We start from the raw sequence: 19,104 nt of genomic DNA, 5'->3' as shown, positions 1-19,104 counted from the left end.
CGTTGCCACTCTTAATCTGTAACCATTTAAAGTGTTATATCTGTATCTTTATTAGTTATCTGTACCCAACTAAGGTAACAGCATTGATGAAGAGTTGACCAGAGGTTTGTAATGCTGATTAAAATGATTCCGTTTGTGTTTGTAATATTGTGGTCGTCAGGCTTTGTTGGCGCACGTCTTGGTGTTGAATATGCCGAACCCGCAACGTTACTCTCACTGAGGATGGTGGCCAACGTGGCGCTGTTCTTGGTTTTGATTGCAATCCTTAAGCGTCGTATCCCTCGTGGTCGCGCATTCTTCCATGCTTGTGTGGTCGGCATCTTGATTCATGGTTTCTACCTTGGTGGCACCTATCTGGCGATTGATATGGGTATGCCTGCCGGGTTGAGTTCTTTACTGGTTGGTTTACAACCGATTCTTACCGCATTGATTATGATCAGCTGTACTTCACAGCGTTTTAATTTTGCACAGTGGCTGGGATTAGCGCTCGGTTTTGCGGGTATTAGCTTGGTGTTGATGGGCAATATTGAATGGCAGTCAGACGACCAAAAAGGACTGGCAACGTTATTGTGTTTGGTTTCTTTGGTTGGTATTACCTGCGGCACTCTGTATCAGAAGCGTTTCTGTCAGGGGACAGATATGGTCGGCGGCGCGATGGTGCAATACTTGGCTTCTGCTGCGTTGTTTCTACCGTTCGCAATGCGTTACGAAACGATGCAAGTGAACTGGACTGTAGAATTCACGCTAACGCTGATTTGGCTGGTGGTTGTTCTGTCTTGTGTTGCCATCCTTTTGCTGCTTTACATGGTAGAGCACGGTGCATCTTCAAGTGTGGCGTCGGTGTTTTACTTGGTGCCACCGACGACAGCAATTCAAGCCTGGCTTATCTTTGGTGAGTCGTTCGATATCTACGGCGCAATGGGCTTCGCCTTGTCTGCCGCCGCGGTTTATTTGGTGGTGAAAAAGCCGGAATGGATTAAGGCTCGCAGGCGAACAGCGTTAGAGCGGTAAGCGCATTTCCTCAACATTAACTGGGTTTAAAGTCGAGTGATAGAAACAAAAAAGAGCCTGAATATTCAGGCTCTTTCTGTATCAAATATTGGCTAGCGACTATTGATTAGCGCTGCATTAAACAAGCGTAAGCCGTTGTAAACGGTGCTTCTTGGTATTGCTTAAGGCCAGTTTCTTTGAACTTCATCATAAGAGGGTTGCGCTTAAGGCTCTCCTTGATGTCAGCAGGTGATACAACCGTTACGTCTAGGCCGTCGATCAGTTGAATTGCTGCTTCTAGTTTGAAACCAAAGCCACCGCCAGCAAATTTGCCTTTAGTTTGGCGTTGACGAATCACAACTTTGTCTACTTGGTAATCTTCCATTAACTTTGCAAAAGAGAATTGAAAGTCTTTCATATTCTGCGTGTCGTTTGCGTCGCTAATCGCAACCTTTGAAACTCGGCAATCAGGGATATTAAATACACCATCTGACAGAGAAAGAAGACAGATGACAGCATCGTTACCTTTGATTTCAACACCACAAATTTTCATGTTCATACCTATTTACTTTTGAGCCGTACATTATGGTGCTATTTCCATTACTTCTCCAGTATTTGAGCATGTCTGTGGTAAATAAGTGCAAAAACGTCTTTGGCTCTACTTTTTAAAGTTGACCTTTGGTTGAATAATAGACAGTCGATTCAGGGGTAACGTTTGCTATGCGACTAGGTTCACAAACTTTTAGCTAGCTTTTATATTGATACTGTATATTATGCGCGCGTCCCTATTTACTGTGTGGTTATTAACCCCCTTATGAGTATCAACAACCTATCTATTAAGAGTAAAATTGCGATTCCACTAATGGTGATCGTGATTGTTTTCTCGACTGTTACTGTGCTTAATGTCATTAGATCTAATGCTCAGGCTGCGATCAACCATGAGCTGAATAATGTGGTTCAGCCCGTGTTAGACAATTTGGAAGATGGGTATCGTGACATTTACCAAGTTATCGCTTCTGCTCAAGGTCTATTACTCGCGAAAGACCAAGCGGCGATTGAGTACCAAAAATTTGAATTTAAAGACAATGCTTACAAAGCGGTTCCTCGTTTTGAAAGTGTGGAAACTTTATATGCAGCGGGCGTGCTAGATCCTTCTTCTCGCGGTGAGTTGTCAAAGCTTGTGAACGCGATGAGCAAGTGGGTGGCGCTGCATGAGCCAATGTTTGCAGACCCTGCCAGCGCATACCAATACAACATCAATTACTCGCCAGCATTAGACGCTGAGTTTGCAATCATTCGTGTTCAGCTTCGTGATATCAGAACCCTGATTGAACAGAAGCAGAAAGAGCTTCGTCAGCAAGCTGCTGACTCTATCGAATCAAGTAAGTTGATCATTGAAGTGGGTATGGCGGTCGCTGTTTTCGCTGCGCTTTTTGCGATGTGGTTATCTAACCGTTTTATCGTCCAACCAATCCAGAACGTAGAGAAAGCGATGAATGAGATCGCATCGGGCGACGGTAACTTGTCTCAACGCATGAAGGTTGAAGGCAACGACGAAATTGCTCGCTTAAGCTCCGCATTTAACCAGTTTGTTGGCAAGATCCATGTAACCGTGGAACAAGTTATTCTCACATCGAACGCAGTACGTGGCGAGATGGAAAACATCAAATCACTCACGCAAAGTGTTGCTGAGTTTTCTTCAAATCAGCAGCGAGAAAGTGAAGTGGTAGCTGCGGCGGTTCATGAAATGCAAGCAACTAGCGAAGTGGTCAGTTGTAATGCACTGGATGCCGCAACTGCAAGTAACGTTGCCAATCATGAAGTGGAATCGGCTGATACGACGCTGGGTTTAACCGTGACTTCTATTGAACGCCTTGCGCAAGATATCGAGAACGCGGGTGGCGTGGTTCAAGAGCTGGATACCGATGTGAAGAACATTGCTTCAATTCTTGGCGTGATCAAAGGCATTGCAGAGCAAACCAACCTGCTTGCATTGAATGCGGCAATTGAAGCCGCTCGTGCCGGTGAGCAAGGCCGTGGTTTTGCCGTAGTCGCAGATGAAGTAAGAGCGTTGGCGAGTAAAACCCAGGACAGCACTGGCGAAATCCAATCAATGATTGAACGCTTAGAAGTAGGCGCTAAACACGCGGTTGGTGTGATGACTGAAAGCAAAGTGAGTGGCGAGAAAACCATTGTTCAGGCAGGAACGGCGGCGTCTTCACTGAGTGAGATTCGTAACTCAATCGGCAAGATGAATGACATGAACACACAAATCGCGACGGCAGCTTCTCAGCAGTCTCAAGTGTCTGAAGAAGTGAACAAGAATGTTCAACGCATCGCAGAAAGCACCCTGCAAATGGTTGAAATGGCGAGCAGCGCTGAGAATGCTTGCATGGCATTGGCCGAACAGTGTGAAGCGCTTGATAGCCTTGTGTCTCAGTTTGAGGTTTAATCTTCAAAGATAAGCAGATAAGCAGATAAGCAGATAAACATGATCTGATAATGGTTGTTTGCTCTGGCTCCCACTGACTATAGCTGAACGACAAAAAAGCCCGCATTCTATGAGTGCGGGCTTTCTTTTTGACTAGGCGATCAGTTTTTTGACTACGTGATCAGTTTTTAGACCTGATCAATCATTCGGTGCTAGCTGCTGCGACCGTCTTTGTATGTGTAACGGTAGTCGACTTTTACGTTCGCTTGGTAATGAATGTGACCGCTCATGTTAGTGATTTTCTTCACTTCCATATTCGCGTCATCAATCTTGAACGAATCGTATTTGGTTGTCTGTTGGAACTGTGGCAGTTCTCTTGAAAGCTCAAAAGGTGTTTTTGCGCTTAACTCATCCATAAGGTTTGTGCCTGCATCGTATGCTTCCGCTTCAGTAACAAATGTATCAGACTTTAGCGTTGTTTCTTGAATCGTTGTTTTAGTTGCTGCAAACGCTGTGGTGCTGAGAACAAGAGTTGATGCAAGTATGATTAATTTTTTCATAGGATTACCTTACTTTGTTGGAATACCTGTGTTCCGGTACAGAACCAACATACCAATGAAGTGGTAAGATGAGTGTCAGGAGAAAAGCCGATTTTGTTAGTATTAGGTAAGGAATATGGAGAAATGTCAGGTGTTGGTTGTATTGATTTTGAACGATTGTAGATGTAGACCATTTATGAACAGCGCATATCAAGCAAGGTGACACTGATATCTATCTTCAATACACTGTCTGGGTAACCATCGTTCAGCATAAGGTAAAAACATGGCCAATTGGGAAGGGGTAAGTGAGTTTGTTGCAGTGGCAGAGCGTGAAAGCTTTACCGGTGCGGCGCAGAAGCTCGCTACGTCGGTGGCTCAAATCAGTCGTAGAGTAGCAAATCTCGAAGAACGACTCGCGGTGAAACTGCTCAATCGAACGACGCGTAAGGTGTCTCTAACAGAGGCCGGGCAACTCTATTATCAGCAGTGTAAGTTGCTGGTTGAAGGCTTAGAAATTGCTGAGCTTGCGGTCACGCAGATGCAATCCACACCAAAAGGCTTACTGAAAGTCACTGCGCCTGTGACTTATGGTGAACGCCAACTCGCTCCAATACTTCATCAATTTTTAAAGCTCCATCCGCAGGTAGAACTTGAGCTGATACTGACCAATCAAAAGCTCGATCTCATCGATTCTGGTGTTGATGTGGCGATTCGTCTTGGCCGCTTAGAAGATTCAAGCTTGGTCGCAAAGAAGTTATCGCAGCGACAGCTTTATGTATGTGCAAGCCCTGAATACATTGAACGCTATGGTGAGCCGCATACGCTCTCTGAATTGAGTCACCATCAATGTTTGGTCGGTGGCTTTGAACATTGGCGATTCAAAGAGAATAAACGCCCTCGCTCGGTTCGTGTTAATGGACGAATTAGGTGTAACAGTGGCCTAGCCTTATTGGATGCCGCTAAACAGAGCATTGGCTTGGTTCAACTGCCAGAATATTACGTGAGTGAAGATCTAGAGTCGGGAGAGTTGGTCGAAGTGCTATCCGATTATCGAGACGACAAAGAAGGGATATGGGCGCTTTATCCTCAGAACCGTAACCTGTCTTCAAAGGTTCGCTTGCTGGTGGACTTCCTGTCTGAGCAATTGGATTAGTTCTATGACCCAAAGCCACAACAATTCAAAGGGTCAAGCCGAGCTGATCCTTAGCGTGTTCGACACCCTTGAGCAGCACTATGGCTATTTTGATTGGTGGCAAAGGGAAGACCCTTACGAGATAGTTTTGGGCGCTATTCTGGTTCAAAACACCAACTGGAAGAACGCAGAGAAAGCGCTCACCAACCTAGGCGATAAGTGCGATCCAAGCTCAGTAGCCGAGATGGGTCTTGAGGATCTTGCCCAAAAGATTCGTTCGAGTGGCTACTACAATCAAAAAGCCATTAAGTTGAAGGCTGTGACTGAGTGGTTTTCGAAGTACCAATACGATATGTCTGTGGTGCGAGAACAGGACAAAAATCAGCTCCGAAAAGAGCTATTGGAAGTCAAAGGAATCGGCGGTGAAACGGCTGACGCGATTCTGGTGTATGCGATAGGTAAACCATCTTTTGTGATTGATGCGTACGCAAGAAGGATCTTCACTCGCAATGGGCTCGATGTGCCTAAATCGTATGAAAAATTTCGAACCTTGATGGAAAGCGTGATCCCTCTAGATACTAAAAAGTACGGCCACTATCATGGTTTGCTAGTCGAACATGGTCAGCAGTTTTGTAACCCTAAGCCCAAGTGTGAACATTGTCCTCTGAATCAAAGTTGTGTTGAGGCTGAATTTGGGTCTTAGAGCGGTGCAATATGCTCCCTTACATCAATACCCCATCTAATTAAAAACGGGCTTCAGAGTAGAGATTCTGAAGCCCGTTCATATTTAGTGTAAAAGTCTTAACGTTAAGTAGCGCTTACTTGCTATTTATAAGTAGCGTTTACTTACTATTTAATAGACCGTAAATGTCCTAGACCGTGAAGCGATCAACCAAGTGGTACAGCTCATTTGCGCGGCTGTTGAGGTTTTGGCTCCCCGCACGGTTTTGATTCGCTAATGATGCTGATTGTGAGCTTTGATCGGAAATCACCACAATGCGTTGAGATATCTCTTGGCCAACAATGTTTTGCTGCTCTGTCGCGGTAGCAATCAATGAGTTCATGTCCATGATCGTATCAATCGACTCTTGGATTTTCGCCAGTGCTGCGGCTGCGGCATTCGCTTCTTCCACCGTTTGAGCACTTTTATTTTGGCTCGAATCCATTGCTTTTACGGCAGCATCTGACGCGGCTTTTAGCTGCTGAATCATTTTATGGATGTCGCCAGTGCTTTCTTGAGTTCGGCTTGCCAGTTTACGAACCTCGTCCGCAACCACTGCAAATCCACGCCCTTGCTCACCTGCACGAGCGGCTTCAATTGCTGCATTCAGTGCTAATAAGTTTGTTTGTTCGGCAATATCTTGAATGACCGTCAGTGACGACGAAATGTTTTGTACATCACCCTCTAATCTAGATACCACAGTGTTGGCTTCGGATACTTCGCTAGCAAGGCCAGCAACAGAGTTGGCAGCAGCGTTCACTATTTGTTGAGCTTCTTTGGCATTACCCTCTGCAAGCTTCGCTGAGTCAGCCGCCTGGCTTGCGTTACTGGAGATTTCTTGTGCTGTTGTTGTCATTTCGGTCATTGCTGTTGCAACTTGTTCAGTCTCTTCACGCTGACCAGTGGCAATTTCATCAACCTGAGCGGCGCGAGAAGACATACTGCTGGTTTCAGCGACGACTTGCTGGCCAACATCACTCACGCTGCGGATGATGGTTTGTAGGCTAGCAACGAAGGCGTTGAAGTTCTCGCTGAGCTTAGTGAACTCAGGGGCTTTGAATTTTTCCATTCGAGCGGTTAAATCGGCCTCGCCACTTGCAAAGGCACTAATTGAACGGTCGAACTGCTCAAGAGGTTGCATGATGGTGCGGTTCACTGCAACAGCGAAAACGGCTACCACTAGGGCAATCAATCCGCAGAAAATCGCGATAGCAGTCAGGGAACTTTGTAGCGCGACATTCGAACTTTCTTTCATCTCGGCAATAACAGCGTCGATGTCATCGGTGTAGAATCCAGTACCAAGCATTAAGTCCCATTGCGGAACAAATACTGAGTAGCTAAGTTTTGGTAACGCGACAGATTGGCCCGGTTTCGGGAAATAGTAAGTCGTAAATTCACCCAGTTTTGAGTTCTTGATCAGGTCTCGGATTAGGTAATTACCTTGCTTGTCTTGAAGGTCATAGTAGTTTTTACCAATACCATCGTTACTTTGCCCAACCACAACTCGGACACCTTTAGAGTCGTAACCAAAAATATAGCCCGATTCGCCATATTCTAGGGTTTTCAATGTTGGTAAAGCCTCTTCTAGTGTTGCCCCTTTATCTAAAAATGGGCTGATCGAAGAGTAGGCCATTTGCAGGTACGCTTTGAGTTCCTTTTCTTTCATCGCCATCATATTGCTACGCGTCGATTCTACTTGCTGTGCGGTTAGCTCGGTGCTCTTCATATACGTCACGCTCATCATGCCAATTGCCATTAGTAGCAAAGGAATGAAAGAGAGAATATAAAGGCGGTTTTTGATGGTTAGGGTCATTTCACGCTTCCTGTGTGATTTTCTCATACAATTTTCAACACATTATTAATGTGGTTTCAAAATGTAAATGGGCTTGTTGTCTAATTGTTACCCTAGAATATTTTTGTTTGATAAACATGATGGCGGTTAAGTTTTTAATGTGAGAAGCCTTGCAATTAAAGGCTTAAGAGCGAAAAAGCGAGTTTGTATCGATGCTTTTGAATTCGACGTTGTTTTGGTAGAATGCGGCCCTTTGTAGCACCTTGCTATGTTTATTCGTTAAGTGAGAAATATTCATGAACAAAAGCCATGTGATTATTGGTTTAACTAACCCAAAGAGCCCGACGAATGTTGGCGCTGTTATGCGTGCGGCTGGTTGTTACCAAGTCGACGAAGTTAAATACACAGGGCAACGCTACGAAAAAGCCGCTAAATTCCATACTGATACCAAGAGCGCAGCGCGCACGATCCCGCTTACAGCCGCTGAGTCATTTTTAGATAATCTTGACGCGGAAACTCAGATTGTGTGTGTAGAACTAGCAGAAGGTGCGACACCACTGCCTCGTTTTAAACACCCTGAAAATGCTATCTATATCTTTGGCCCTGAAGATGGCTCAATTTCTCAAGATGTTGCGGATAGAGCTGATCACGTTGTGTATGTACCAACGGTTGGCTGTATGAACTTGGCTGCGACAGTGAATGTGCTGCTTTATGATCGCCTTGCAAAGTCAGATGAAATGGATGAGAGCAACGAGCTTATTAAAAAGAGCCGTGATAATCGTAATCATCTATTAATCAAAGAAAAGTAACTATTTACTTCTAGTAAAAGTAACGATCTGCTTCTAGTGTTATCTATCCCGTAAGCAATCGGATATTATCTTTGGTTCATCATTAGATAATTGAAGGGTTAGATAACACCATGGAAGACAAGCAATTACTTGCCGCGCTGCAACAACACCCTGTCCTCGATCTGTATCAGTTATTCCAAGAAGTTGGTCAAAATAGCTCTCTATACGCACTATTAGAGAGGTTATCTTCCCTTAAAGAACACCACCAACTGAGTACTCGTCTTAGCCCTTTTAAGCCACACATCGAAGGGTTACTGGCTCAATTTGATGGCACTACACCGGATAGTGATATCCTCAAGGCAGTTGCTCTTCAGTCTGAGATTCAACAACGAGGCCACAGCATGAGCCGTTACATCATGACATCAGACAATCACCGTCATTTTTCTCCAAATGCAGACCTAGTGATGTTTGGTGATTCGATCACCGAGTGGGCCCCGTGGGCGGATATTTTCCGCGATGTCTCAATGGTCAATCGTGGCCTAGCAGGAGATACCACAACAGGCATGTTGCGCCGCATTGATACCACGTTGAATGTGAAACCAAAGCTTGTATGTTTTATGGCAGGGGTAAACGATTTAGCTCAGGGTTATGATGTCGAATATATCTACCAGAACTACATTGATATGCTTAAGGTGTGGCAAGAAAACGATATTCGAATCTTGGTGCAATCAACGCTTTATGTTGGCTCTAAACTGCAAGGTTTGAACCCTTCAGTGGAACTGCTCAATAGCAAGATAAGCGAGTACTGTTCTCAGCAAGGCATTGCGTTCTTAGATGTGAATTCTGTATTGTCACCTAATCAGCTTTTGTCGAATGAGTACTCATGTGATGATTTGCATTTGAATGCCAAGGCTTACCAAGTTTGGGCTGAGGTACTTCAACCTACGGTAGCTGAGCTACTAAAATAGACCCACGCAAAAAGCCAAAAAGCTAGCTAGACCGTTAACTAGCTTAGCTAATACAAGAAAAGCCAAACCCTAGATTTGTTTCGCGAACCATAAGGACATCAATGTGAACCTAAGACAGTTGGAAGTCTTTTACGCCATCATGCAAACCGGAACCGTATCTGGAGCCGCGCGCAGCTTGCATGTGTCGCAACCTAATGTGACTCGTATTCTGGCGCACACTGAGCAACAACTCGGGTTTGGTTTATTTGAAAGAGTTAAAGGGCGTTTAGTACCAACGGTTGAAGCGAAAACTTTGTTACCGGAAGCGGAGAAGGTCTACCAACAACTGGGTCAATTTCGTTCTTTGACCAACAAAGTGAAGCAAGGCCATCAGCATTTACGTATTGGTGCGCCGCCGATTCTGGCGACCAAATTGCTGACGCCAGTGATCGCCCAAATGTCTCGTGAGCAAGAACTCTCTTTTGAATTACTGACAGCCAACCGTGACGAACTGTGTGCTGGGCTATTAAAGCATGAGCTTGATATTGCTATCGCGTTCGGCGATGAAGCACCGCCTGCGATATTAAGTGAAACGCTATTAACCGAATCACTCAAGGTTTTGGTTCCATCCAATACGGTTGAGCAGTTACCGGCAGAATTAACGCTAAATGATCTTATCAATTATCCGCTGCCAATCATCGGGCTTGATGGCCGCGATCCATTAGGCCTCCTGTTACATCAAAGCCTTATTGCACGCGATGAGCATTATCACCATCCGATATCGGTACGTGGATATAGCGCGGCGGCGGAACTGGTGAAGCACCAAGCGGGGTTTGCGATTGTGGATCCGTGGACGGCAGAGCAATATCAAAATGACGACTCGGTTTGCGTGCTTTCACTGCAGCCGGATATCCCATTTTCGGTATCGACGCTTTGTGCAGAGCACACCCCTCAGTCGATTTCCGTTAAACAATTTATCGCTTCATTGAAGAGCCATACCCACCCTATAACTTAAGGTTATAGGCTCGCCATAAATAGGTATTCGGCAGCTATCTCATTCCTAATTAAAGTAAATCCATACAAGGACTTATTAATTAGGAATGCTCATGTCTATCGCTCAACCTTACCTTCTTTTTCTTGGGGATGTTACTGACCCACTTGCCGCAAAAACAGCCCGTGGTATTCATCAATGGCGCCCAGAAATCTGCCTAGGTCAGCTTCGTTTAACAGACGATACCGTTTCACTTGGCTTAACGGACATGACCTTGCAAGAGGCGCAAGCGCAGGGGGCGAAAACGCTAGTGATTGGCACCGCAAACCCAGGTGGTGTTATTCCTGACTCTTGGCAGCCAACCATAATGGAAGCTGCAGAAATGGGATATGAGATTGCATCTGGCATGCACCAACGATTGAGTGAATTTTCACCGCTTGCTGACATGCAGCAACAAGGATTGACTAAGCTTCATGATGTACGCCATTTTGATGGTTCTCTAAAGGTTGGTAACGGTAAGCCTCGTCAGGGTAAGCGCCTGCTTACTGTCGGAACAGATTGCTCAGTAGGCAAAATGTTCTCGGCATTAGCGATTGAAAAATCGCTTAAACAAGCGGGAACATCTGCTCAGTTTAAAGCGACAGGGCAGACCGGTATCTTGATTGAAGGTAGCGGTATTTCGATTGATGCTGTGGTTGCGGATTTTATTTCCGGCGCGGTTGAAGCTATTAGCCCCGATTTTACCGACCACGAGTGGGACATCATTGAAGGGCAGGGTTCTTTGTTCAACCCTTCGTTTGCAGGCGTGAGTTTGGGGTTATTACATGGCGCACAAGCCGATGCTTTGGTGTTGTGCCATGAAGTCGGGCGACCACATATTCGTAACCTTCCTCATGCTCAATTGCCAAGCATAGAACAGACGATTGAAGCCAACTTACAAGCGGCACGACTGACGAATCCAGATGTTAAATTGGTTGGCATCTGCTTGAACACGTCGGCAATTAGCATTGAAGACGCTGAGACATTATGCCAAGAATGGACCACACTCTATCAAGTGCCCGTGACGGACCCTGTGCGTTTTGGTGTACAACACATTACTGATCATTTGCGACATTCACTTTAACGACTTCATCATTTCTACGTTTCCATTTGTTAAAGCGAACATCAACCGAGTGAAATTATGAAGATTACAGCAGAACCCATTACTATCGCGATGCAAACGGCTTTTCGCATCTCTCGTGGCAGCCGAACTGAGTGTCACGTTGTTCGTGTTTATATTGAACATGATGGCAAACAAGCTCAGGGAGAGTGCACGCCTTACCCACGATACGGCGAGTCATCGGAGTCTGTGTTAGCGCAAATCCAACAAGCGTCTAGTGCTCTTGAAGGTATGTTTGAGCGAGGCGTTACCGATCCGGCAGAGCTAAGAGAGCATCTTCAGTCTTTATTGACCGGAGGGGCAGCGCGAAATGCGGTCGATTGTGCGCTTTGGGAGCTTGAAGCCAAACAACATGACCAGGTATTCCCAAATAGCCTGTTTGAGTTACCGAATCAAATCGTGACAGCAATGACCGTCTCGATTGGCACTCCAGAAGCGATGGCGACTCAGGCTCGAGACTATGTCGCAAATGGAGCGAAACTCTTAAAAGTGAAGCTTGATGGAGAGCAAGTGATAGAGCGTGTTCGCGCGGTACGAGAAGCTGCGGCAGATGTTCAGATTGTACTGGATGCCAATGAAGCGTGGACGGGGCTGAATCTCGAAGAGTTGTTTAATCAACTAACAGAGTTTGATATTGCGATGATCGAACAACCTCTTCCACAGCAGCACGATGCGTCACTGGCACACATCAAGCACCCGATCCCACTGTGTGCTGATGAAAGCTGTCATACCACTTCACAGCTCTCATCGCTGTTGGGTAAGTATGAAATGGTCAACATCAAACTCGATAAAACGGGCGGTTTGACTGAAGCATTGGTTCTTGCAGAAGAAGCCCAAAGGCTAGGGTTTACGCCGATGTCTGGTTGTATGCTCGGAACTTCTTTGGCGATGCGTGCAGCTTTGCCTATCGCCGTTCAATCTGAAATTGTCGACCTTGATGGCCCAGTCTTACTTGGCCAAGACGTTTCTCCTGCGCTGACTTATCGCGATGGGATGATTATTCTCTAAGCTCGTTGATCCTCGGTTAGTCGATGGACATGACATAAATGAAATCGCATGAGTGAAAGCCTGTGCGATTTTTTAGATCTCTTGTCCTTAACTTGTTAAATAATCGAAAGTTTTTACTGCTTGATTGAGCGCGCTATTCGTATAATTTACGGGCGTATTGATAAAGTAATCACGTTTCTGTCGGTGCGGTCACTTTCTATTATCGCAAAACAGGCAGCTCAAGCTTTATAAAACAATTGTTATGATATCTTATGTGAAATGTTAATGATTACTCTTCATTTAATAGCTTCACTAAAGCTATTCGATGCAAACCTAAGTAAGGCTCACACCCTAACTGATTGAATCATTGACAGTTCCTGTTGATTATTTGATGAGAAGAAGGTGGGGCGAGTGAGTAGTCATGTCTCCGAGGTTGTAGAAAATAAGGATAGTTTCGAGCGCCCGTTCTCGATCAAAATTCCACGTCGTAAGTGGTTTGGTTGGAAAGGTATTGAGCTGCGCTTGGTACTTGCGTTAGCCATGCTATCGATGACCACTATCTTCCTCTCGGTTGTCTCCAGCTTTACCTTCGATGATTTAAACCAACGTCTTGTTGAGCTAAAGGAGAGTGAAATCCCGGCCTTAGATAATGCCGCACGCCTAAATGATATGGTGCGAGTGATTATCACAACATCTTCTCAGCTCAGTGACGCTGAATCGAATTTAGAGCGCAAACAGGCGATGCTAAAAATCGAAGACGCTATTTCTGTAATGAATAGCGTTATGGTTCAGTTCCCGGACTATCACGCCTATTTTAAAGATCTTATCGCCCAAGTTAATAACAGCCTTAGCTTGTTGTATCAAAGTGAAATTGAGTCAGAACAGCTCAACCAAGAGCTTCGTAATTTGCTCGAAGGTTTTTACCCTCTATTGCAGCAAGCCAGTGATTCACTTGATAACTTGCCAGAGTCTGCCAAAGCTCAAATCCAGTACACACAGCTCAAGTCTCTGCTTTATTACCAATTAGGCTTGGTCGAAAAGTTGTATAACGACTCCAGTTTTAATGAACTGGATTACACCAGTTTGCGATTAGAGCAGGTAGGGGAAGAGTGGTGGAAGCTTTGGGTCAGTGGTGATTTAAGAAGTGATTTTCCTCAATTAGATCATCAACTCACGGTGATTTATAACCTTGCCTCAAGCGATAGCAGCTTGTATGGGATGAAAAACAAAGCGCTCGATCATCTTTATCAAGAGCAATATTTCCTGCAAAACAGCCGTGAGCATTTGAACCAATTAACCGTGCAGATCGAAAGCAACACCAGCAAGGTGAATAGCAATATTGACCAATCGATTCAGCAGGCGCAGCAATCTTTGCAATCTAACCAGCGTCTCTCTCTTTTTCTTTCTCTATTTAGCGTGTTGGCTGCCGCTGCTATTTCATGGTTCTACGTGCGTAAGAGCATTTTGGAAAGACTTTTACAGCTTAAAGACAACATGTTTGCGATTTCTACCGGCCATTTAGATACCGAAGTGTCCATTCGTGGCAAAGACGAAGTGACGCAAATGGCCAAGTACCTAAAGGTATTCCAAACTACGGCCAAAGTCGTTAAGCAAACTAACCGAAAATTAGAAGCTGAAGTGGAAGAGCGAACCCTAGCCGAAGCTAAACTTCGAGTGACTCAAGATGAGTTGATTCAAGCCGGAAAACTGGCTGCATTGGGACAACTCAGTGTTGGGATAACGCACGAGATTAATCAACCTCTGACGGCTGTGAATAGTCACGTTCGAAGCGCTCAGCTCTGGCTCGGTAAAAATAGACCAGACAGAGCACAAGAGAATCTTAAAAAGATCGAAGCCCTGCTAGAAAAGGTGGCTGCGATAACTCGTCACTTAAAAGCCTTCTCACGTAAGAGCGATGGCAAGATTGATAACGTAGAACTGGAGAAGGTGATTGGTGATGCGATTGATCTGTTTGAAACCAGACAGAGCCCTGTATCGATTCAGTATTCGCCCCAAAGCTACCAGATGGTTCGAGCCAACAGCATACGCTTGGAACAAGTACTGGTGAACCTCATCAGTAATGCTCTGGATGCCATTGAGCATAAAGAGCAGCCTCAACTTAGTATTGCTACGCAAGAGCTTTCGAACACCATGCAGATTTTGGTCAAGGACAACGGACTGGGCATACCTGAAGAAGATATCCCGTATTTGTTTGACCCATTTTATTCTAGCAAAACAACAGGTAAGGGGCTCGGGCTCGGCTTGTCTATCGCATACAACATAATAAAAGATTTTGGCGGCTCGATTCACGTGGAATCGGTTGAACACCAAGGCACCACCTTTATCGTCACTCTACCAAAAGGCACAGGTTCATGATTTCAGAAAAACACATAGTTCTTATCGACGATGAAATAGATGTCGTCGAAGCCGTGAGCGAAATGTTAGAGCTAGAAGGGTTTAGTGTCACCACCTTCACTGATCCCAACCTTGGCCTAAAGTCGCTTAAAGCGAACAGTCAGTCGGTTGTGTTGTGTGACGTGCGCATGCCGAAAGTGGACGGTTTGACGTTGTTGAGCTCAATCCAACACCGTGCCCCGAATGTGCCCGTTTTATTGATGAGTGGTCATGGCGATATCCCAATGGCGATCGAAGCGATGAAGTTGGGCGCTTTCGACTTCCTAGAAAAACCGCTTAATTCGAGTGAGCTGGTGGAGAAGCTTGATTTGGCGATTACCCAGTGTCAGCACAGCTGCCCGTCAACCTCGGATGGTGATGAGCAAGAGGAGCTACCGATTGAATCTGTGGTTATTGGCCAATCAAAAGCGATGGATACGATACGTAAGCAAGTGCTCGCTTTGGCGCATACCGGCGTCGATACCATCATCAACGGAGAAACGGGAACGGGCAAAGAGGTGATAGCTCAAGCTCTGCATCAATTCAGTCGTCGTAAGACTAAGCCATTTGTTGCGATTAACTGTGGTGGCATGACTGAGAGCATTATCGAAAGTGAGTTGTTTGGCCATGAAGCGGGTTCGTTTACCAGCGCGAACAAGAAGCGCATTGGCAAAATAGAACAAGCCAATGGCGGCACTCTGTTTCTCGATGAAATTGAGAGTATGCCGATTGCGGTACAAATAAAACTGCTGCGCGTGATTCAAGAGCGAATGATTGAGCGTGTTGGTGGTAATGAGTTGATACCTGTCGACATCGTCGTGGTCGCAGCCAGTAAAGCCGATCTCGTGAGCTTGAGTGAGTCTGGGGAATTCAGAGCCGATCTCTTCTATCGATTGAACATTGCGAGCTTAAACCTTCCGGCACTGCGCCAACGAAAAGAAGACATTCAGGTGCTGTTTCGCCATTTTGTGATTCAAGCGAGCCACAAATATAAGACGCGCCCATCAACGATTTACCCTGAGCAGATACAGCAGCTATGTCGGCATGAATGGCCGGGTAACGTTCGTGAACTACGTAATGTCGCTGATCGATTTGTGTTGGGCATCGTCGGTGATGGCTTCGATCTTCAATCGCCAATTTGTGAAGCGTCCGGAGAAGATTTCGCCTTTGAAAAGCAGATGGAGCAGTACGAAAGGAATGTACTGACGGAAGCGCTAATAGAAAGCGCAGGCAACATTAACGAGGTATCAAGTAAGCTGAATTTACCGCGTAAAACCCTTTATCGAAAAATGAAGAAACACCAATTGGATAAAGAGAGTTTCAAAGCTTAATTCGTTCAGGTGTTTGTTAAATGGAAAACCAAAAGAAAAAGCAAAACGAAAGCCAAAAGCAAAACCAAAGCCAAAAGAAAAAGCACAAGACAACAATGACCCATTTGGTTTTTAGTCGAATGGCTAACTGTTTCAAGTGATTGTAATAAAAGCGCTTTAACATTTGGCACAAAGCGTGCAATCCCTACATTGTGGCGTCAGCCCACATGAGGTTATTCGATGTTGAGTCAAAAAACATATGACAGCTATCTATATATGACAGCTATCCAACACCGAATGATCGAATAAAGGACATTAGAAAAATAATTGCTTGTTGCAAGGAGATACAAACATGAAGCAAATACTGAAAGGTTCGATTGCTCTGATATTAGGCATGAGTTCAATAACGGCATGGGCCGCTGCAGAACCAGCAAACTTAGGACCTCGTCCCCTCTTTTTAGTCAACAATATGGATGAGAGCCCTTTGAAAACTAAGCTGTTGAGTTGCAGCGAAGGACCTTTTCATCGTAGTGATTTTTCTATTGGGCATCGCGGAGCTGCGATGCAGTTTCCTGAGCACACTAAGGAATCTTATTTAGCGGCGATTCAAATGGGCGCAGGCGTTGTCGAATGTGATGTCACTTTCACCAAAGATAAGGCGTTGGTATGCCGTCACTCGCAAAGTGATCTACACACGACGACCGATGTATTAGCACACCCAGATCTTGCTAAGAAGTGCTCAACCCCGTTTACACCAGCAAACCCCGCGACAGGTGAAGATGCTCAGGTTGAGTGCCGTACTTCTGATTTCACGCTGGCTGAGTTTAAGACGCTCAAAGGTAAAATGGATGGTGCGAACCCAAAAGCCACCACGGTTGAAGAGTACATGAACGGGACTCCAGGTTGGAGAACCGATCTTTACAGTCAAAGTGGGACACTGATGACACACGCAGAAAGTGCAGCACTGTTTAAAGAGCACGGCGTGAAGGTCACTCCTGAATTGAAATCAGCAGCGGTAGATATGCCTTTCAATGGATTTAGCCAAGAGATGTATGCGCAGAAGTTGGTGGATGAACTGAAAGAAGCGGGTTTCAAGCCTTCTGAGACTTACCTACAGTCATTCAACTTGGATGATGTGAAGTACTGGATCAAAGCAGCACCGAAGTTCGGCAAACAAGCGGTTTATCTTGATGACCGTGTTTACGAACAAGCGGACTTTGTCGCGTCTGTTGAAAACATGAAAGAGCTACACGATGCGGGTGTGAATATCATCGCACCACCTCTGTTTGCTTTGGTTGAACTTGATAAGAACAACGAATTAGTGGCGTCTAACTACGCGAAACTGGCTAAGGGTGCAGACCTCGACATTATCGCATGGACACTGGAACGTTCTGGCCCGCTAGCGCAAGGCGGTGGTTGGTATTACAAGAGCGTGAAAGATGGCATCAACAATGATGGCGATATGATGAAAATGCTTGATGTGTTGGCACAAGATGTTGGTGTGATGGGCGTATTCAGCGATTGGCCTGCAACGGTAACTTATTACGCTAACTGCATGGACAGCGATGCATAGGCGATTCTGAGAGCTCTGTTACGTCGCTAATTATAGCGTTTGTATAGAGAGCGCTTAGCCAAAGAATAATAAGAGAAAAAGCAGTGAACCAAAGAGCCTTCGGGCTCTTTTTTTACCACTGAAATTGGTGGGACAGAAATGACCCAAATGATGGGTTTTAAGTTGGACACGAATGACTCAAAAGATCTTGGTTAGTTTGAGGTTGTTTGTAAGCTGTTGAAATTTAGTAAATAAAAATATGGCACGAAGGCTGCAGTAGCTAAGGTGACTTTCAACAATAAGTAAAAGTAAGGTTTGAATATGAAAATCAGTGTTAAAGGACTGTTAATCGCTAGCTCATTACTGCTTCCTTCAATGGCTATGGCAAGCGACTGCTCTAGCCGTGGTGTGTTAGACGATCGATACTGTGATGAAAACCAAGATTTGGTGGCCGACTCACCAAAGAACCCAGATGAGTGGAATGACCCAAGTACGCTTGTGTTTACTTACACGCCAGTAGAAGACCCTGCGCTGTACAAAGATGCGTTTGCGGATTTCCAAGCTCACCTAAGTAAAATCACGGGTAAGCGAGTGATTTACTACACAGTTCACTCGAACTCTGCACAAGTAGAAGCGATGCGTTCTGGTCGACTGCACGTTGCAGGTTTTTCTACGGGCCCAACAGGCTACGCAGTTAACTTAGCAGGTTACGTTCCAATTGCGGTGAAGGGCGATGAGTCTGGCTTCCAAGGCTACAACCTAATCACGATTGTGCGTAAAGACAGCGGCATTAACAAAATGTCTGATCTGAAAGGCAAAAAGGTTGCACACACTTCTGCATCTTCCAATTCTGGCAACCTAGCTCCACGTGCGTTATTCCCAGCGAAAGGTTTAGTGCCAGATGAAGATTACAAAGTGCTTTACTCAGGTAAGCATGACCAATCGATTCTAGGTGTCTTCAATGGAGATTATGACGCAGCACCTGTGGCATCGGACGTGTACGATCGTATGGTAGCAGCAGGTCGTGTTGACGATTCTGAACTGAAGATCATCTACCGTAGCCCACGTTTCCCAACGTCTGCGTTTGGCTATGCTTACAACCTAAAACCAGAGCTAGTTGAGAAGATCAACGAGGCTTTCTTTAGTTACCGCTTTACACCAGAAATGAGCGCATCGTTTAAAGGTGCTGATCGTTTCTCTCCTATCAGCTACAAAGAAGAGTGGGATGTGATTCGTGATATCGCTCATGCGACAGGTACGGCTTACACCAAAACTGGTCTGAAAAAGTTAGCTGAGAAAGATGCGGCTAAACGTGCAAAGAAAAAAGCCGCTGAGCTAGCAAAACAAGCAAACAACGGCTAGTTCTTAGTT

Annotated in this window: 16 protein-coding genes; 13 read left to right on the top strand and 3 right to left on the bottom strand. The window is 45.3% G+C overall.

The features are described 5' to 3' along the window. Positions 1-111: 111 nt before the first annotated feature. Entirely contained in the window at positions 112-1,011 is a 900-nt protein-coding gene (locus AACU28_RS07815) for a DMT family transporter (protein WP_004732961.1), read from the top strand. A gap of 106 nt (positions 1,012-1,117) precedes the next feature. On the opposite strand, the gene AACU28_RS07810 is transcribed toward AACU28_RS07815, so the two are convergent. Further along, complete coding sequence (locus AACU28_RS07810; RefSeq protein ID WP_010432976.1) at positions 1,118-1,543, bottom strand: DUF3010 family protein; 426 nt, start codon at positions 1,541-1,543, stop codon at positions 1,118-1,120. 261 nt (positions 1,544-1,804) lie between these two features. On the opposite strand from AACU28_RS07810, the gene AACU28_RS07805 reads away from it, so the two are divergent. Further along, positions 1,805-3,442, top strand: a complete 1,638-nt coding sequence (locus AACU28_RS07805; RefSeq protein WP_121602706.1) for a methyl-accepting chemotaxis protein — start codon at positions 1,805-1,807, stop codon at positions 3,440-3,442. 191 nt (positions 3,443-3,633) lie between these two features. Here AACU28_RS07805 and AACU28_RS07800 read toward each other — a convergent pair whose 3' ends face one another. Next, positions 3,634-3,981, bottom strand: a complete 348-nt coding sequence (locus AACU28_RS07800; RefSeq protein WP_121602705.1) for a DUF3316 domain-containing protein — start codon at positions 3,979-3,981, stop codon at positions 3,634-3,636. A 262-nt stretch (positions 3,982-4,243) separates the two neighbouring features. Between AACU28_RS07800 and AACU28_RS07795 the strand changes: the two genes are divergently transcribed. Further along, positions 4,244-5,113, top strand: coding sequence for a LysR family transcriptional regulator (locus AACU28_RS07795; RefSeq protein WP_121602704.1), 870 nt, complete (start codon positions 4,244-4,246; stop codon positions 5,111-5,113). A gap of 4 nt (positions 5,114-5,117) precedes the next feature. Beyond that, positions 5,118-5,795, top strand: coding sequence for an endonuclease III domain-containing protein (locus AACU28_RS07790; protein WP_121602703.1), 678 nt, complete (start codon positions 5,118-5,120; stop codon positions 5,793-5,795). A gap of 169 nt (positions 5,796-5,964) precedes the next feature. Here AACU28_RS07790 and AACU28_RS07785 read toward each other — a convergent pair whose 3' ends face one another. After that, on the bottom strand, positions 5,965-7,626 hold the full coding sequence (locus tag AACU28_RS07785) for a methyl-accepting chemotaxis protein (protein ID WP_017088291.1): 1,662 nt from the start codon (positions 7,624-7,626) through the stop codon (positions 5,965-5,967). Between the two features lie 275 nt (positions 7,627-7,901). Between AACU28_RS07785 and AACU28_RS07780 the strand changes: the two genes are divergently transcribed. The 9 genes from AACU28_RS07780 to phnD all read left to right on the top strand — a co-directional run bounded on the left by AACU28_RS07780 (position 7,902) and on the right by phnD (position 19,095). After that, positions 7,902-8,414, top strand: a complete 513-nt coding sequence (locus tag AACU28_RS07780) for an RNA methyltransferase (protein WP_017076901.1) — start codon at positions 7,902-7,904, stop codon at positions 8,412-8,414. 110 nt (positions 8,415-8,524) lie between these two features. Continuing rightward, positions 8,525-9,361 carry an SGNH/GDSL hydrolase family protein gene (locus AACU28_RS07775; protein WP_004732977.1) on the top strand — a complete coding sequence of 279 codons (837 nt, stop codon included), beginning with the start codon at positions 8,525-8,527 and terminating at the stop codon, positions 9,359-9,361. Positions 9,362-9,464: 103 nt separating this feature from the next. Beyond that, positions 9,465-10,355 (top strand): LysR family transcriptional regulator, encoded by an 891-nt coding sequence (locus tag AACU28_RS07770; RefSeq protein ID WP_102556975.1) that lies wholly within the window; start codon positions 9,465-9,467, stop codon positions 10,353-10,355. 91 nt (positions 10,356-10,446) lie between these two features. Further along, on the top strand, positions 10,447-11,454 hold the full coding sequence (dgcN, locus tag AACU28_RS07765; RefSeq protein WP_102556974.1) for an N-acetyltransferase DgcN: 1,008 nt from the start codon (positions 10,447-10,449) through the stop codon (positions 11,452-11,454). A 57-nt stretch (positions 11,455-11,511) separates the two neighbouring features. Beyond that, positions 11,512-12,498: an N-acetyl-D-Glu racemase DgcA gene (gene dgcA, locus AACU28_RS07760; protein WP_121602702.1), complete on the top strand. Its 987-nt coding sequence runs from the start codon at positions 11,512-11,514 to the stop codon at positions 12,496-12,498. Positions 12,499-12,879: 381 nt separating this feature from the next. Further along, the gene (locus AACU28_RS07755; protein WP_121602701.1) at positions 12,880-14,853 is read left to right on the top strand and encodes an ATP-binding protein; all 1,974 of its coding nucleotides are present in this window, start codon (positions 12,880-12,882) and stop codon (positions 14,851-14,853) included. Further along, positions 14,850-16,202, top strand: coding sequence for a sigma-54-dependent transcriptional regulator (locus AACU28_RS07750; RefSeq protein ID WP_121602700.1), 1,353 nt, complete (start codon positions 14,850-14,852; stop codon positions 16,200-16,202). The genes AACU28_RS07755 and AACU28_RS07750 overlap by 4 nt, the downstream gene beginning before the upstream one ends. A gap of 331 nt (positions 16,203-16,533) precedes the next feature. Then, complete coding sequence (locus AACU28_RS07745; RefSeq protein WP_004732987.1) at positions 16,534-17,754, top strand: glycerophosphodiester phosphodiesterase family protein; 1,221 nt, start codon at positions 16,534-16,536, stop codon at positions 17,752-17,754. A gap of 300 nt (positions 17,755-18,054) precedes the next feature. Further along, positions 18,055-19,095: a phosphate/phosphite/phosphonate ABC transporter substrate-binding protein gene (gene phnD, locus AACU28_RS07740; RefSeq protein WP_004732989.1), complete on the top strand. Its 1,041-nt coding sequence runs from the start codon at positions 18,055-18,057 to the stop codon at positions 19,093-19,095. Positions 19,096-19,104 lie beyond the last annotated feature (9 nt).

It is taken from the genome of Vibrio sp. SBT000027 (genome assembly GCF_963894355.1).
Taxonomy (GTDB): Bacteria; Pseudomonadota; Gammaproteobacteria; order Enterobacterales; family Vibrionaceae; genus Vibrio; species Vibrio splendidus.
This window is presented reverse-complemented; position numbering and strand designations above follow the sequence as displayed.